The sequence below is a fragment of the Nocardia sp. Marseille-Q1738 genome, from assembly GCF_965283145.1.
Map to the genome: position 1 here is coordinate 23,844 of NZ_CBDIMS010000015.1, position 15,498 is coordinate 39,341.

Sequence of the window (15,498 nt, forward strand, 5' to 3'; positions counted from 1 at the left end):
TCGAAATCCGGGGTCAGGGCAGGAAGCGGCGTTCGACGTTGGCGGCGATGCGCTGGTACCCCGACGCGGTAACCCGCACGAACAGGTCCAGCAGCTTGGCCTCCCAGCCGATCAGCACCCGGCCGTGCCCCTTGCGCACGCCTTCGGCGATGGTCTGCGCCGCCATGTCGGCGGTGTGGATGGCCAGCTTCTTGTCGAACATCGACGCGGCCGACTCGGGGTCGATGCCCTCGGCGTAGCTGGCGTTGCGCGCGACCGCGGTCTTGATGCCGCCGGGATGCACACAGGTGACCTTGACCGGATGCCGCGCGACCAGCATCTCCTGCCGCAGCGACTCGGTGAAGCCGCGCACCGCGAACTTCGCCGCGTTGTATGCGCTCTGGCCGGGGATCGCGATCAGGCCGAACAGGCTCGACACATTGACGATGTGACCGTCGCCGGACTCGATGACCATCGGCAGGAACGCCTTGGTGCCGTTGACCACGCCCCAGAAATCGACGTCCATGACGCGCTCGAAGTCCTTGAACTCCGAGCGGATCACCTCGCCGTGGTGGGCGATGCCCGCGTTGTTGTAGACCTGGTGCACCGTGCCGAAGTGCGCCTTGACCGCGTCGGCGTAGAGCAGCACCGCCTCGCGTTCGACCACGTTCAGCCGGTCGGACTTGACCTCGGCGCCGAGCTGCTCGCAGCGGCGCACGGTCTCGGCAAGACCCTCGACGTCGATATCGGACAGCGCCAGTTTGGCGCCGCGCCTGGCCAGATTCTCCGCCAGCGCGCGACCGATGCCGGAGCCCGCCCCCGTGATCACACACACCTTGTTCTTGAAGTAAGCGTCCTTGCTCACCGTGCCACTGCTTTCAGATCGGATCGAGGAATGGAGATGTCGTACGCCGACACGTCGAATGTCTTGGTCTGCCGACGGAATTCGAAGGTGAAGTCCGGCCACAGCGTGGTGTTGTTGCCGTGCTTGTCCAGATACCAGCTCGAGCACCCGCCGGTAAGCCAGACGCTGCCTGCCAGCTTCGCTTGCAGCTCGGAGTTGTAGGCATCCTGCACGTCGCGGCGCACTTCCACGGTACGCAGGTCGAGCCGATCGAAGGTGGCCAGCGCGTCGGCGATGTAGTTGATCTGCGATTCGATCATGTACACCATCGAGGTGTGCCCGAGGCCGACGTTCGGGCCGAGCAGGAAGAACATATTGGGGAAGTTGGCGACCGAGGCGCCCTTGTAGCCCTGCTGGCCGATCTCGTCGAACACTTCCGAGAGGGTGCGGCCGTCGCGGCCCGCGATCGTCTCGTAGGTCGGCGAGTCGGTGACGTGGAAGCCGGTCGCCACGATCAGCGCGTCGATCTCGCGTTCGGTGCCGTCCTTGGTGACGATCGAGTTGCGGCGCACCTCGGCGATGCCGTCGGTGACCACGTCGACGTTGGGACGCGACAGCGCCGGGTAGTAGTCGTTGGAGATCAGCATGCGCTTGCAGCCGATCCGGAAGTTCGGGGTGACCTTGGCGCGCAGCCGCGGATCGCGAATCTCGTAGCGCAACTTGGCTTTCGCGATCATCTCGAACAGCTGCATCAGGGCGGGCGCCTTGGCCAGGCCGACCACCTGGGTCTCACGCGCTGCGTAGATCGCCGCGCGGGATAGTCGCTGGAAGCCCGGCACATGCTTGAAGGCGAGCCGCTCGGCCTTGGTGTAGGGGCGGTCGAAGCGTGGCAGCAGCCACGGCGCAGTGCGCTGGTAGACGTCCAGACGGCCGACCTTCGGGGCGATCGCGGGCACGATCTGGATGGCCGACGCGCCGGTGCCGATGATGGCGACCCGCTTGCCGGCGAGGTCGACGTCGTGGTTCCAGCGGGCGGAGTGGAAGACCTCGCCTTCGAACTGGCTGATGCCTTTGATGTCCGGCAGCGCGGGTTCGCACAGCGCGCCGACCGCCGAGACCACGGTGTTCGCGGTGAACCTGCCCTGGGTCGACTCGATCTCCCAGAGCGCGATGTCGTCGTTCCAGCGGGCGCCGGTGACGTCGCAATCGAAGACGTGCTTGTCGCGCACGTCGAAGCGCTGGGACACATCCTGGATGTACTCCTGGATCTCGCGCTGGCGGGAGTACGACCGCGACCAGTTCGGATTCAGCGCGAACGAGTACGAGTACAGGTGCGAAGGGACGTCGCAGGCGGCGCCGGGGTAGGTGTTGTCGCGCCAGGTACCGCCGACATCGCTGCCGCGCTCCAGCACGAGGAAGTCGTTGCGACCCTCCTTCACGAGGCGGATGGCCAGACCCAGACCCGAGAACCCGCTGCCGATAATGATCGTCCTGGCGTGGCGCGTGGGTCGGCCGGCGACAGCATTGTCTGTGACCTTGCGACTCATATAATCGAGACTACGGTCTTATTGAGCGCGAGTCAACAGTGTATTGACCAGCGTTCAGTAGGATGATCCGGTGACCATCAGCCAAGGAGGGACCGCCAAGCGCACCCGGCTGAGCCCGGACGAGCGCCGCGAGCAGTTGATCACCCTCGGCGCGAAGATGCTGGCCGAGCGTGCCATCGAAGACATCTCCGTCAGCGAGATCGCGGCGCAGGCCGGCATCTCCCGCGGCCTGCTGTTCCACTACTTCCCGACCAAGCAGGATTTCCTGCTGGCGATCGCGCGGCACGCCAACGCCGAACTGCTCGTGCGCGTCGCCCCGGACCGCACCCTGGGCGTTTCCGGGATGCTGCGCGACTCGATGGAGCGCTACATCGACTACGTCAGCGAGAACCGCACCTCATACGTGGCGTTGCTGCGTGGCCCCACCAGCGTCAGCCCTGAACTGGCGGCCCTTGTCGACCTGACCCGCGACGCCATCATCGGCATCATCCTCGCCGAAGTCCCGGTCCCGATCTCCGACGCCGACCACCCGCGCCTCATGCTCGCCATGCGCGGCTGGATCGCGTTTGTCGAGGAAACCACACTCATCTGGCTGCGGACGGAACCTATTTCACGGGAACAGCACGTCGACCTGCTGGTCGAATCCTTGATCGCCATAGCGTATTCCGTTGACCCGGCCCTCGCTGCCGCCCTACGCACCTGAGGCGCGCAGGCACGCTTCACCGGTCTCACGTCGCGGTCTGGATGGCTGCATCTTCTGGCATGGCTCGGGGTTGTCGCCCGTCAGTCTGCAGTCGTATCTGCGGATCGCAAGAGTTCCTCTGCGGCTGAAAGTGCCTCAACGTCCTTTCGGCTGTACACCATGTCGCCTGTTGTCGAGGTCGACCCGTGTCGGATAGGGGCTGCTCGGCTCAGGTTGTCCGGTTGACCGGAGATCGTGATCGTCACTGAGCCCCTGTCGACATGCCCCCCGCGGCATGCCGTTCTGCCGCCAATAGCATGCTCTTACAGTGCCTTTCGAATTTTCGCGGGATGACGTGGCGAATACCGTTGAGCAGTCGATTGTGTGGGACGCTTGTGGAGGTGTCCGCTGATGCTGGTCATCAACGAACGAACGACGGCACCGCGATCCGAGCAGCGCGTGCTCGACTGGATGCGGAGCTGGACCGGACAGTACGTCATCGTCGGAGTGGCGATCTCGGGGTGCTACCTACCCGTCCGCGATCGCACGGACGAGGCGCAGGAAGCCGATCTGGTGGTGATTACGCCCAGGGCCGCGATCGTGATCGAGGTCAAGGACACCGCGCCGGAGGCCATGACAGGCGTCCTCTCGGTGCAGGCCAATGGGCGCTGGCGGCTGTCCGGGTTCGAGGGCGACCCGATCCACGTGCGCGACAATGAGAGCAGCCCGTTCGATGGGGTGACGAACAACGTCTTCAACCTGAAGGAGTTGGTGCGCGAGCATCACCCCGAGGTCTCCATCGACGGGCTGATCGTCGTGGTGCCGCCGAGGGAATCGACCGTCACCCTGAACATCGAATCGCGGCGCAAGGGTTGCGGGGTGGTGCTCGGGAACACGCCCGTCGAACTGCGTGCGTGGTTCCATCGCACGGCGAGTCGAAAGCTCATTTGGACCGCCGAACGCGTGCACGCTCTGCTGGGCGATTTGAACTTGGCCGATCAGGTCAGCATTGAAGACCTTGTGGCGGACGGTTTTCCGCTGGAGCGGACGCCGCGTGGCGAGTCAGGCCCGGTGGTGCTCGAAGGAGCAGCGCCGGTCGAGGGGCTGCCCTCCGCGGACAACTCGGACGCGGTAGGTGTGCCTACTGATGTGGAGGTACCGTCGTCGAATTCCACACTCGAGCAGCCGGATGTGGTGCCAACAGCAATCGACGGCACGCCCTCCGTAGAAGACTCGGACGCGGGCGGCGTGGCTACTGATGTGAACGCGCCGTCGTCGAATTCCACATTCGACCAGCCGGACGTGGTGCCAATAGCACCGGAACTCAACGTATCCGGCTCGATACAACCGCCCGATAGCGATGACCTGGAAAACGGGGCGGCGGTCGCGTCGGACCGGCCGATACCGCCGCTCACCGCACCACATATGCGGACGCGGTCCGACGCATCGGAGCCTGTGGCGTCTGGCGCGACAGTCGATCCCAGCCTGGAAGGCCGTCAGCCCGCGCACAGCTCGCCGTCGATCGCGGACAGGCAGTCTTTTGCGGATCGGCAGCCGCTCGACTTCGTCGACGAACCGGGTGACGATGCGGCAGAGCCGATATCGAGGCCGCATCACTTGGACGGTCTGCCCGCTGCCAGGTTCGCGCAGACGCAACGCGTCGAGCCGGACCCACGTGCGCCGATGGCCTTTGCATCGGGACCTGTAGCACCGGAACCCCCGCAGTCGGATGCGACGTCGGATTTCGCAGCGCAATCAGAACCCCCGTTGTCGTCGCCTTTCACGGACCGGTGGTCGTCGTGGATCGAGTCCGACGCCCAGCCGGTGCGCCCGCGCCCCACACCGTCAGCTCTGCCGAATCCGCCGCAATGGTGGTCCGACGAGGAAACCGAAGCGCGTCCACCGCGACGGCCCACCGCGCCGCGCCTCCTCGAACGTCGACCGCGCATCGCCGATCTCCGGCAAACGATCACCGTGCCTCCACGCACGCGCACCCACACGACCGGCCAACCGCGCCCGATCGGCCATCGTCCCCAGCAGATCGCGGCGGTGGCACTGATCGCAGTCGTCATCGGCACCATCTGGGTGCTGGCCGCCGCCTGCTCGACCCCACAGGGCGACGCCGTACGGCAGACCCCATTGCCCCCGTCGACCACCGAAACTCCCGCTCGATTCGATCTGCTGCCGCTGTGCCTCCCGTTGCGTTCTGATTGTTGACACCGTCGGCTGCTGGAGACCGCGTGGCGGTGTGCGGCGGTCAGCGATGCTCCAAGCCCGGACCAGTAGACGCAAGTGTTGAGGAATACCCGCTGCATCAGTCATGCCGCCTGAGCGGTTCTGAGGGGACATCGTCGTAAAGACCCAATTCTTCGGAAATCCTGGTCAGCTCGGACAATCCGGCGGCACGCTCGGCGCGGCGGTACTCCCGCAATGCCAACACGTCGGTCAGACGAACACGACGATGCCGTCCAGGCCGGGTGAACGGCATTTCCCCCGCATCCAGCATTGTTAAATCGCTGCACGGCATTGTCGACGCCGGACGAACAAGTGGGAACCTTCCGAGTAACCGCAACAGGTTCATGGCCCGAGGTAGAGGCGTTCGCAGGGCAGCCGGGTGAGGCCGTGTGTAGGGCCGGGAATGACGGTGATCGGTTGGTGCTGGCGGGCGTGCCATTCGGTGATGAACCGGAGCGCTGCGGTGCGGCAGGCGGCGTAGTCCAGCCGGGCTCCCTGCAGGATGATGCTCAGGTGAAAGTCGGGCTCGTCAGGACGAGGTGTGGCGGGGTCGCTCATGGTGCGCAGGCGATCAGGGCGTCGAGCACGGTCTTCAGACATGGCCGATAGCCGTCGCGAGCTGGTTCTATCCATCGGCGGTAGACGTGGTCACTGGGGGACGGAAGTGCGACGATGCCGAGCGGCGGGATGATCAGCGAGTTGGTGCGCAGCAGAGTGCGTGTGTAGAGCGAATGATCCTCGGCCTCTGTGGAATAGCACGCGAGGAACGTGTATCGCCGCGATCGGTGCCACACGATCGGTCCTGCCAGCGACCGGGCAAGCAGATAATCACGGATTGCGCGGCCAAGTGGTTCCGGAGTTGTGAGCGCGCGAACTCGACCACCGATAGTGACGGCGATCCGTCCGGATTCATCGATGTGGCAAGGCAATTGACACACGGTGCGGTAGTAGTGACAGCGGCCGAGCGCGTCCGCGACGGCGGATGCGGACATAGTGACCCCCTGGATGCTCGTTCATGTTTGTGGGTGCGCTCGGCCGACGTGATGACGGCGTCGGATCGGGTTGTGAAGGGTTTCGCGGCGTCACTTCCCACCCGGGCGCATTGATAGCTTGACCCTTCAAACGAATGTGATCCACGGCACTCAAGAGATGTCTATGATGTGCCCATGCGACGCAAGCGGCTGATCGACGCGCGGAAGGCATCGGGGAAGACTCAGGAGCAGATCGCAGAGTTCGTGGGGGTCGACCGAACGACGCTAGGTAAGTGGGAGCGTGGCGAATCCACTCCGCAACTGACACAGCGGGAGCGGTACGCCGAGGCGATCGGTGTGTCCATGCGTGAATTGGACGCGATGCTCAACGGTGTCATGCCGCGCGTGAATGAAATGCCGGAATGGCTGACTACCTATCTCGGGATGGAGCAATCGGCAACTGTTGTCCGCGCTCATGAGCGTCGTGCCGTCTACGGGCTCCTACAGACGCCTCGATATCTCGAGAGTCTTGGCAGCAAGGTGGGCATCTCCGGGATGTCGGATACGTACTTGCAGCGGACGGTCGACCAACGAATCTACCGGCAGACGCGCGTGCGGAATGGTGATCTGGTGGTCGATGTGGTTCAACCGGAGTCGGCGCTGCATCTTTGCATCGGTGACGGCCCGGTGATGTCTGAGCAGATGCGGGTCATGGTGGAGCTGGCAGACTTGCCGAACGTGACCATCCGAATCAGTACGTACGACGCGGGCTTGTACGAAGCTCTGCGGTTGGGTGACTTCTCGATCATGACGCATCCATGGGGCGGCAATGATCGTGTGCATGTTGAGGGCAATGGCGGTGGACAGTTCATCACGGATGTGGACGAGGTTGCGTACTTCTCCGCTGCATTCGACCACGCGTGCCGAGTAGCTCTGTCTCCAAAGGATTCACGTGAGTTCATACTGGATGCCGCCAACAGATGGAGCAGGAGAGGCTAGGCGTGGGGCAAGATACGGACAAACTAGACTGGCGGAAGTCGACCTTCACCAGCCCTGAGACTTGTGTTGAGATTGCCGCGATTCCGGGTGGCGTGTTGGTCCGCAACAGCAACGCACCGGAAGCCGGAACTCTGGAGTTCACCCGCGCCGAGTTCGCCGCCTGGCTGGAGGGATGCAAAGCGGGCGAGTTCGACGACCTTGCGGTCTGAAGTTGCGGCCCATGTTGGGATCGGAACATCGCTCCTCGCTCCGAGATCGCGTCACTCGGTCGCTGACACGCGCGAGGAGATCCGCATGATTGCTCCCGTCGCGCTGTGACGGACGACAGGGGACTCCCTGGCCCTGATGCGCTGAGAGCGGTATGCGCGGCGTTCGGGGCTGCCGCTGATTGCGTGCAGCTGCTGCATCACCGGTCGAACGCGGTATACCTGCTACCGGACGATGGCAACGGCGGCGTGATCGTGCGGCTGGCTCCGGACACGAACCTTCGGCGAGCACGTGCCAACACGAGCATCGCCGTCACGCGGTGGCTGAACGAACAGAACGACCAGCCGATCGGGCTATGCCCCCTTCCTGGTGAGCAACCCGTCATCGCGGCCGGGGCGGTGGCCACCTTTTGGCCATACTGTCCGACGCGCACGCCAGCGACGTCGACTGATATTGCTCACGCGCTCCAGCGGTTACACCGCCTGCCGCGCCCACCCTTCCTGGTACCTGAATACAGACCATTGCTCCGGTTGCGTGAGGCACTCGGCTTGGATGGCAGCCGGACGCGGCCCGCGGTGAACAGCGATGTCCGTGCATGGATCGCCACCCGCGCCGAGGAACTTCTCGAGGCTTACTACGCCGCCGAATTCCCACTGGGATACGGGCTCATCCACGCAGACGCCCACTCCGAGAACGCCGTCCAGACAGGCCACGGGTTCGTCCTGATCGACTGGGACCAGTGCTGCATCGGCCCCCGGGAACTGGATCTCGTCAGCGGGCTACCAGATCACTTTCACGAGCCGGAGAACGACCGGCGCCAGTTCCTCGACGCCTACGGATATGACCTTCTGGCTTGGCCGCATTGGCATCTTCTCCGTGATATCGCCGAGTTGCACTCTGTCGGCGCGTATATCCGGCTGGCGCCGTACAAGCCCGCGGCATCCGACGAACTGAAGGTACGGATCTCGTCACTGCGTACCGGGGATCGCGCGGTGCGATGGACAGCTGTCGCGTGAGCACCGCTCGTACATGAACAGCCAACGGGTGCTGGCGAAGTTCGCTCGTTGAGTCGGTGGTCTGCACCCCCATGCGGCGAAAGTCGCTGATCCAGCAACGGATACCACGCGTACCGTTGTTGACGAAGGATAGACTCCGCGAGAGCTGATGAGAGGGGGCGGGTTGTCGTCGGGATCTGGGGATGAGGCAGGGGAATTCGCAGTCGTACCTGCCGAAGTGACCGATGCGGGTCGGTTCGTACAGCTGACAGCCGATTCGCTCGTGGCTGGATTGCGATCGTTGGATGTTGATATCAACGCACTGCTCGAATCATGGAAAGGCAGCTCGGCTGACGCCTACCGGGCTGGCTGGGAGGAGACCAAGCAGGGTGCGGTAGCGGTGCTCGATTCGTTGTCCACTATGGCGGAGTTGCTCGGAGTCACCAGTCGAGTGCTCCAAGATCAGGACCAGTCGCGGGCGCAGACAACCAGTTCGCTCGATCTGCCGTAAGGGGGTGACATGGATAACGCGCAGGCTTTTCGCGTGAAGTTGTCGGAGCTGGAGCAAATCACTGCCCGGCTGGATGGGTTCGTCGGTTTTCTGTCCGACAGCCTGTCCGGGCTGCAGCAGCGGATCGACTCGGTCCAGCAGAATTGGAACGGCGCAGCCGCGGATTCGCAGGCAGAGGCGTTCCGCCAGTGGGTGATCGGCGCTACGGATGTCGCCGAGGGGATCGCCGCGATGAAGCAGGCTGCCGTCGATGCGCATGACCGATACAGTTCAGCGGCGGCGGCCAATCTTCGGATGCTCGGTCGGGGGTAGGCGTCGGTGTGACCGAGTTCAACGTCGATCCGCTCATCTACGCCCTGTCCGCAAGCAACCTCCATACCTACGCATCCGACTTCCACAAGGCCTTCGAAGCGCAGATGGCGGCGTTGTCGGGAACCAAGGACATGGGTGGCAGTGTCGGAGTGTGCCAGCAGTGGGCGAGTTCTTATGACACCACTGTCACCGATGTGTACAACGTGGCGAGTTCCCTGATTCAGGCGATTGATAACTACGCCGGCATTTTGCAGCAGGCCGGGTACAACTACGCGCTCGCCGATCATCGGAAGGGCACCGGCCGTCCGGCGCCGGTGGAACCGAAACCGCTACCTCCAGCGTGGAGCACGTGCCCGATACCGCCGCCCTCGGCGGGTGGGCCGGGAAGCGGATTAGCCGACGACGGTTTCGAGCTTGCCAGCATGGCGGGCGTACCGATCCCAGACGGCGACCCCGACAAGCTCCTGGCCGCTGCTGAGGTGTGGGATGCGCTGGCCAAGAGCAGTGGCGTGGCCGGATTGCCGGCCAAGCTGGAAGGTGTTGCGAAGAGTTTTGAGGCGGTGACAGCACCGGATGCGGCGTTCATCGACGAGGACATTCGCGAGATGAAGGCTGCCGCCGAAACCATCGCCACCACGTTCGCCGACATCGCCCAATCATGTCGCGATCAAAAGGTTGCCCTCGATGACCTGCGCGCCCGGCTGAAGACGCTACTGACCGACCTTGCCGCTGATATCGCGACGGAGGTCGCGGTCACCCTTGCCTTCTCTGTAGTCGCGGGCGCGCTGTCCGCCGGGTTCGGCGCAGCTGCGGTGGCTGCGTTTCGCGCGGGCAAGATCGTAGAGAAGGTGAAGAAGTACGCTGGCAGGATTGCGGATATCGTCGCGGCCGTCAAGACGATAGACAAGGTCACCGTCAAGACTTCGATCACTACCATCCGGGAGAAGCTACAACGCATCATCGATCTCGGGAAGAACTTTGCGGACAAGGTAAGAAGGGGTCCGAAGAATGCGCTCAAGAACGATCTGGATAATGCGCAGACCTGGACAAATGGAAACCTGCCGGTACTGAATGGGCCGAAGAACGGATACCTGGTGAAGCGGGATGCGAACGGGAATGTGACCCACTATTCGTATTACGACGCGGACGGTGTCGCGACGAAACGAGTTGATTTGACCGGTAAGGCACATTTGGATAAGTCGACGGGGAATTACATTCCAACGCCTCATGTCGTTGAGGTGCAGAAGAATGTCAATCCAAAGACCGGCGAAGTATTTGCTCGAACCGTGAACGACAGCGTCCGACCAGCGACACCGGAGGAGATACCGTGACCAACAGTGCCCGATTGGAAGAAGTCCTTGCTCGTTCGCGCAGTAGCGATGGCATGACCCGGGTTAATGCCATCCCGGAGCTCGGCGAGTTCATCGATGATGTGAGAGCCCGGAACCGGCTGAAGGAGATGCTCGACGACGAGGTGGTCACCATGGAAGTGGATGCGGCGGAGGTGCTTACTCGGAAAGGCGGCGTAGATGGAATCCTTGCAGTTCTCGAAGAGCTCGGTCGACGCCGTGACGACCCCGATGCCGACTACATGGCCTACAAGCTGTATGAACTCGACGCCAGTGGCGAGCTGCCGGTCATCGATATCGTCGAGTCCTCCGTGAATCAGCTGTCCCCGAACGCTTCGGTGGGGCTTCGGAATCTAAAAGCGCTGCGTGGTTTGCAATAGGGAGTTACTGGCCGAAACGGGCCGCACCTGCGCATGCTGCTGGCAAATGCGGGTCTTTTCCCCGATGGAGCAGTGTGTCGCGATGGACCAGCTGGGTGCGCTGGCGCCGATTTCGAGAAGGACAACGATCTGTTGACTCATGTGGAAATCGACGGGGCGCGGGCAGAACTGAGTTTCGAGCGGCCGTAGGACTCGGGAGAAGCCGCTGCACTGATCTCGGATGCGCTGCGCCGAAGCCACCCTCGTGGCGTTGCCGCGCTCGGAACTGTGCACAGAGTCGGCCTCACATCGGAAAGCCATGCGAGGCAACGGCCATAGACGGCGCGCTCTTCCGCCGTGACAGCGCGGCCTGGTCAGTCGTGAACGGTCGTGGCCGAAAACTTGAAGCCGGGCCGATCACTGTGCGGGGGAGAGTGATCCGGCCCGGTTTCTGGTCAGGGACTACGCAGTCGGCTCGAACGCTTTGGCGATGATCTCGCCTGTTCCACCGCGTGGACCTTGCTGGACCCCGAGGAGGGGCCGGACATGGCGCGTCGACGGCACGCACTTGGCCGCTCGGCAGATAGCTGAATTCGGCGGCTGAACCATCGACCTCGCCTTCCGGCTTACGTTTTGGTGCTGTCGAATTCGGTTGCGAGGCAGAAGCTACGGGATTGCCTGGCGTGGCGCGGGACAACGATCAACACTGACTGGCACGCGTTAACCCCAGTGCGTGTCATCTGTTCATCGAACCCCGGAGACGGCATGAACAAGTCAATTGTCCAGTTGCTCATCGATAGAGCCATTTATACCAAAGAGCGCTGACGCCCTTTCCGTGCGGGTGGTCGCTCGATCAGCAGCCGACCCGGTCGGGCAAGACTGCGCCGACGCCTCCGCACGGTCTCGCAGTGTCGGTGACCAGCGAAAAGTGGAGTACATCGTGGCAGATCTCTTGCCGTTCGTGATCGCGGGAATCGTATCCGGCTCGGTTTATGGGCTGGCCGCGGTGGGTTTGGTGCTCACCTACAAGACGTCGGGAGTGTTCAATTTCGCCCACGGTGCCATGGCTACGGTGTCGGCGTACGGGTTCTACACCTTGCATGTCGTCAATGGGCTTGCTTGGCAGCTCGCCGCGGCCATCTGTGTTCTCGGTATCGGTCCGGCCATGGGTTTCGCGCTGGAATTGCTGGCCCGCGTTGTCGACCAGGCGACGGTGGAACTGCGGATCGCCGCGACCGTCGGCATTCTGTTGTTTGTCCAGGCGGGTGTGACTCTGTACTACGGGCAGACGACGACGCGCATCGTTCCGATCTTCCTGCCGCAAGGCGGATTCGCCGCCCTCGGTGTGCAAGTGCAGTGGTCGGATGTCGCCACGTTCGGGGTTGCGGTACTCGCGACCGGCGCGCTCTCGGCCGCGCTGCGGTTCACCCGGCGTGGTGTCGCGATGCGCGCGGTCGTCGGGAACGCGCCGTTGCTGGATCTGGCCGGGACCAGCCCGGTGAGCACTCGGCGCTGGGCCTGGTGTGTCGGCACCGGTCTGGCGTCGCTGTCCGGGGTGCTGTTCGCGCCGTTGATTCCGCTCGATCCCATGCAGCTGACGTTGCTGGTCGTCCAGGCGTTCGGAGCGGCGGCCATTGGTCGATTCACGAGCCTGCCATGGAGCTTCGGCGGTGGACTGCTCATCGGGGTGTTCGCCGCGCTGGCCACCCGCTACTTCACCACCGGACTGGCCGCGGGAGTTCCCGCCGCATTGCCGTTCTTGGCGTTGTTCCTCGTGCTGCTCGTCATGCCGCGTCGCTTCCTGCTGGACCGGGATCGGGTGGTCCGGCGTATCCGATTCGGCTGGACTGCTCCGCCGGCGTTGCAATCCATTGGCGGGGTGGTGGTGTTGGTCGTGCTGGCGCTGGTTCCGTCGTTCGCGGGCATCCACTTGACGGATTGGACTGTGGCGCTGGCGATGACGCTCGTCTTTCTCTCGCTCGGTCTGCTGGTTCGCACGTCCGGTCAAGTCTCGCTGTGTCACGTGGCTTTCACCGCGATCGGCGCCTGCGCGTTCTCGCACTTCGCGGTCGACTGGCGGTGGCCGTGGCCGCTGGCTCTCCTCGCCTGTGGTCTGGTGGTCGTGCCGATCGGTGCGGTGTTGTCGATTCCGGCCATTCGGCTCAGCGGCCTGTATCTGGCCCTGGCGACCTTCGGATTCGGCGTCGTGCTCCAGATGATGTTCTACAGCCGGCCCTATATGTTCGGCACCAGCGGTCTCGGCCTGCCGATGCCGCGCCCCGGCGTATTCGGACTGGACTCCGACCCGTCCTTCTACCGGCTGGTGCTGCTACTGGCCACGGCCGGCACGCTGATAGTGGTGGCGTTGGACAAGAGCAGGCTCGGACGATTGCTCCGGGGTCTGGCCGAATCGCCGACCGCGCTGCGGACCAACGGTGTTTCGATCGAGGTCACCCGCGTTCTCGTCTTCTGCGTGTCGGCGTTCCTCGCGGCATTGGGTGGCGCACTCGCAGGAATGGCCCAGACCACTGCCTCCGCGACCAACTACCAGCCGCTACTGTCGGTCACCTATTTCGCCGTCATTGTCATCATGGTGGGCCGGGAGCCGTGGTATTCGCTGCTGGCCGCGGTCGCGCTCATCCTGCTGCCGTCCTACGTCCCCGTCGCAGGCATGTCGCTGTGGCTCCAGGTGCTGTTCGGCGTCCTGGTGGTGCTCCGTGCCGCCACCGCGAGCCGCCTGGAGGTTCCCGGACCGATCCGGTCCTGGCTGGACAGCGCGTTTCGCGGCAAGCGGTCGTCGGCGGTTGTCGCGGTGGAGCCGTCCACGAGGCAGCCCTCGGCGCTGCTGGAGGTGCGGGATCTTTCGGTTCGTTTCGGCGGCGTGGTGGCCGTCGATGGCATCTCGTTCGAGGCACGTACCGGGCGGATCACCGGACTCATCGGCCCGAACGGTGCGGGAAAGACGACGACGTTCGATGCCTGCACCGGTCTCGTCCAGGCCGACGCCGGCGAGGTGCGACTGCAGGACCGGGTGATCAGTCGAGTCTCGACCTCCCGCCGGGCGCGGCTCGGCATCGGGCGAACATTTCAGCGGACGGAGCTGTTCGATTCCCTTACCGTGGCCGAAAACGTCGCGATGGGAGCCGAAGGCCCACTCGCCGGGGCGAATCCGCTGGCCCAACTGTTCGCGGCGCACGGACATGTCCGGAGGGTGCGGGCCGCGGCGGCTTCCGCTATGGCGTTGTGCGGTATCGAGTCCATCAAGGATTCGCGCGTCGGCGCACTGTCCACCGGGCAGCGAAGACTGGTCGAACTCGCGCGATGTCTTGCCGGGCCGTACCGGATCCTGCTGCTCGACGAGCCGAGCGCGGGTCTCGATCGTGCGGAGACCGCGCGCTTCGGGCAGATTCTCCGGCATGTCGTCGCCGAACGCGGCGTCGGAATCGTCCTGGTAGAGCACGACATGTCGCTGGTGCTGGAGATCTGCGAGGAGATTTTCGTACTCGACTTCGGTCGCCTGATATTCCGGGGCTCGCCCGCGCAGGTCCGGGCTTCGGAGGTGGTGCAGCACGCCTATCTCGGCGTACCGGTCACGGACGAGAACCGGCTGAAGGAACCCGTAGCATGACCGGCCAGGGCAAGGAGGCCGCAGCTCAGGATCCCGGGGCATGCGCAAAGGGACACAGGACGACCGGCACCGATTTCGCACTCGAATTGCGCTCGATCGCCGCGGGATACGGCTCGACGATGGTGCTCCACGACGTCGACCTGGCCGTTCCACCTCGCTCGGTCGTGGCGTTGCTCGGACCGAACGGCGCCGGAAAGTCGACGCTGCTCAGGGTGGCCTCCGGGCTACTGCGAGCACGATCGGGAACCGTGTCGATCGGCCGAGCGGATCTGACCCGCGCTCGCCCGGCACGCCGCGCCCGCGCGGGTTTGTGCCTGATCCCCGAGGGCCGAGGTGTGTTCGGGGACTTGACGGTCCGGGAGAACCTGCGCCTGCTGACACCGCCGTGGCGCCGAGTCAGCACCGATGACGTACTCGATGTCTTCCCCGCGCTGCGGGCGAAGCTCGATCAGCGGGCAGGGTTCCTGTCCGGCGGGCAGCAGCAGATGCTGTCACTGGGGCGCGCCTGGCTGGCCGATCCGGCAGTTGTCCTGCTCGATGAGGTCTCGATGGGCCTGGCTCCGCTGGTCGTGGATGAGATCTTCGCGGCCCTTGGCGAATTGCGCACCACGGGCGCGGCGATTGTGCTGGTCGAGCAGTACGTCGACCGCGCGCTCACGATGGCCGATCACGTGGTGTTGCTCAGCCGCGGCACCGTCGCGTTCGCCGGACCCGCCGCAGGGATCGACCGAGATGTCGTGCTGCAGAACTATCTCGGCGTCGACGGGGGACACACAGACTTGCCGGCATCGCCGGCGGGACACCCATCCGGAACCGCGGCCGGGCCATGGGCGTAGCGAATACTCGGTCCAGGAGTGGAGTAATGAGGAAGAGAAGGTTT

The 15,498-nt window shown here is 64.1% G+C and carries 16 protein-coding genes; 11 read left to right on the plus strand and 5 right to left on the minus strand.

The features are described from left to right. Positions 1 to 13: 13 nt before the first annotated feature. Together ACWPXK_RS32775 and ACWPXK_RS32780 are read right to left on the minus strand one after the other, a co-directional pair. Positions 14 to 844, minus strand: a complete 831-nt coding sequence (locus ACWPXK_RS32775; protein ID WP_454200044.1) for an SDR family NAD(P)-dependent oxidoreductase — start codon at positions 842 to 844, stop codon at positions 14 to 16. Beyond that, positions 841 to 2,370, minus strand: a complete 1,530-nt coding sequence (locus ACWPXK_RS32780) for a flavin-containing monooxygenase (RefSeq protein WP_454200045.1) — start codon at positions 2,368 to 2,370, stop codon at positions 841 to 843. Before ACWPXK_RS32780 ends, ACWPXK_RS32775 begins: the two co-directional genes overlap by 4 nt. A gap of 70 nt (positions 2,371 to 2,440) precedes the next feature. On the opposite strand from ACWPXK_RS32780, the gene ACWPXK_RS32785 reads away from it, so the two are divergent. After that, a complete protein-coding gene (locus ACWPXK_RS32785) occupies positions 2,441 to 3,073 on the plus strand; it encodes a TetR/AcrR family transcriptional regulator (RefSeq protein ID WP_454200046.1) in 633 nt (210 codons plus the stop codon). 390 nt (positions 3,074 to 3,463) lie between these two features. After that, complete coding sequence (locus ACWPXK_RS32790; RefSeq protein ID WP_454200047.1) at positions 3,464 to 5,269, plus strand: NERD domain-containing protein; 1,806 nt, start codon at positions 3,464 to 3,466, stop codon at positions 5,267 to 5,269. Positions 5,270 to 5,366: 97 nt separating this feature from the next. Here ACWPXK_RS32790 and ACWPXK_RS32795 read toward each other — a convergent pair whose 3' ends face one another. From ACWPXK_RS32795 to ACWPXK_RS32805, 3 genes are all read right to left on the minus strand, one after another. Beyond that, the gene (locus tag ACWPXK_RS32795) at positions 5,367 to 5,558 is read right to left on the minus strand and encodes a hypothetical protein (protein ID WP_454200048.1); all 192 of its coding nucleotides are present in this window, start codon (positions 5,556 to 5,558) and stop codon (positions 5,367 to 5,369) included. Positions 5,559 to 5,629: 71 nt separating this feature from the next. Beyond that, on the minus strand, positions 5,630 to 5,845 hold the full coding sequence (locus ACWPXK_RS32800) for a hypothetical protein (protein WP_454200049.1): 216 nt from the start codon (positions 5,843 to 5,845) through the stop codon (positions 5,630 to 5,632). After that, positions 5,842 to 6,279: a hypothetical protein gene (locus ACWPXK_RS32805; protein WP_454200050.1), complete on the minus strand. Its 438-nt coding sequence runs from the start codon at positions 6,277 to 6,279 to the stop codon at positions 5,842 to 5,844. The genes ACWPXK_RS32800 and ACWPXK_RS32805 overlap by 4 nt, the downstream gene beginning before the upstream one ends. A 174-nt stretch (positions 6,280 to 6,453) precedes the next feature. Between ACWPXK_RS32805 and ACWPXK_RS32810 the strand changes: the two genes are divergently transcribed. The 9 genes from ACWPXK_RS32810 to ACWPXK_RS32850 all read left to right on the plus strand — a co-directional run bounded on the left by ACWPXK_RS32810 (position 6,454) and on the right by ACWPXK_RS32850 (position 15,454). Next, a complete protein-coding gene (locus ACWPXK_RS32810) occupies positions 6,454 to 7,257 on the plus strand; it encodes a helix-turn-helix domain-containing protein (RefSeq protein ID WP_454200051.1) in 804 nt (267 codons plus the stop codon). Positions 7,258 to 7,259: 2 nt separating this feature from the next. Beyond that, entirely contained in the window at positions 7,260 to 7,466 is a 207-nt protein-coding gene (locus ACWPXK_RS32815) for a DUF397 domain-containing protein (protein ID WP_454200052.1), read from the plus strand. A gap of 183 nt (positions 7,467 to 7,649) precedes the next feature. Beyond that, complete coding sequence (locus ACWPXK_RS32820) at positions 7,650 to 8,480, plus strand: phosphotransferase family protein (protein ID WP_454200053.1); 831 nt, start codon at positions 7,650 to 7,652, stop codon at positions 8,478 to 8,480. A 148-nt stretch (positions 8,481 to 8,628) separates the two neighbouring features. Then, the gene (locus tag ACWPXK_RS32825) at positions 8,629 to 8,970 is read left to right on the plus strand and encodes a WXG100 family type VII secretion target (protein ID WP_454200054.1); all 342 of its coding nucleotides are present in this window, start codon (positions 8,629 to 8,631) and stop codon (positions 8,968 to 8,970) included. Positions 8,971 to 8,979: 9 nt separating this feature from the next. Beyond that, a complete protein-coding gene (locus ACWPXK_RS32830; protein WP_454200055.1) occupies positions 8,980 to 9,282 on the plus strand; it encodes a WXG100 family type VII secretion target in 303 nt (100 codons plus the stop codon). A gap of 8 nt (positions 9,283 to 9,290) precedes the next feature. After that, a complete protein-coding gene (locus tag ACWPXK_RS32835) occupies positions 9,291 to 10,613 on the plus strand; it encodes a polymorphic toxin type 24 domain-containing protein (RefSeq protein WP_454200056.1) in 1,323 nt (440 codons plus the stop codon). After that, on the plus strand, positions 10,610 to 11,011 hold the full coding sequence (locus ACWPXK_RS32840) for a hypothetical protein (protein WP_454200057.1): 402 nt from the start codon (positions 10,610 to 10,612) through the stop codon (positions 11,009 to 11,011). Before ACWPXK_RS32835 ends, ACWPXK_RS32840 begins: the two co-directional genes overlap by 4 nt. Positions 11,012 to 11,930: 919 nt before the next feature. Then, positions 11,931 to 14,618, plus strand: coding sequence for an ABC transporter permease subunit (locus ACWPXK_RS32845; protein WP_454200058.1), 2,688 nt, complete (start codon positions 11,931 to 11,933; stop codon positions 14,616 to 14,618). Further along, a complete protein-coding gene (locus ACWPXK_RS32850) occupies positions 14,615 to 15,454 on the plus strand; it encodes an ABC transporter ATP-binding protein (protein ID WP_454200059.1) in 840 nt (279 codons plus the stop codon). The genes ACWPXK_RS32845 and ACWPXK_RS32850 overlap by 4 nt, the downstream gene beginning before the upstream one ends. The last annotated feature ends 44 nt before the right edge of the window (positions 15,455 to 15,498 follow it).

What these genes read in the sequence shown, in the direction of transcription:
- ACWPXK_RS32780 (WP_454200045.1), bottom strand. Translation starts at nt 2,370, where the DNA reads ATGAGTCGCAAGGTCACAGACAATGCTGTCGCCGGCCGACCCACGCGC.
- ACWPXK_RS32790 (WP_454200047.1), top strand. Translation starts at nt 3,464, where the DNA reads ATGCTGGTCATCAACGAACGAACGACGGCACCGCGATCCGAGCAGCGC.
- ACWPXK_RS32795 (WP_454200048.1), bottom strand. Translation starts at nt 5,558, where the DNA reads ATGCTGGATGCGGGGGAAATGCCGTTCACCCGGCCTGGACGGCATCGT.
- ACWPXK_RS32800 (WP_454200049.1), bottom strand. Translation starts at nt 5,845, where the DNA reads ATGAGCGACCCCGCCACACCTCGTCCTGACGAGCCCGACTTTCACCTG.
- ACWPXK_RS32805 (WP_454200050.1), bottom strand. Translation starts at nt 6,279, where the DNA reads ATGTCCGCATCCGCCGTCGCGGACGCGCTCGGCCGCTGTCACTACTAC.
- ACWPXK_RS32810 (WP_454200051.1), top strand. Translation starts at nt 6,454, where the DNA reads ATGCGACGCAAGCGGCTGATCGACGCGCGGAAGGCATCGGGGAAGACT.
- ACWPXK_RS32825 (WP_454200054.1), top strand. Translation starts at nt 8,629, where the DNA reads ATGAGAGGGGGCGGGTTGTCGTCGGGATCTGGGGATGAGGCAGGGGAA.
- ACWPXK_RS32830 (WP_454200055.1), top strand. Translation starts at nt 8,980, where the DNA reads ATGGATAACGCGCAGGCTTTTCGCGTGAAGTTGTCGGAGCTGGAGCAA.
- ACWPXK_RS32850 (WP_454200059.1), top strand. Translation starts at nt 14,615, where the DNA reads ATGACCGGCCAGGGCAAGGAGGCCGCAGCTCAGGATCCCGGGGCATGC.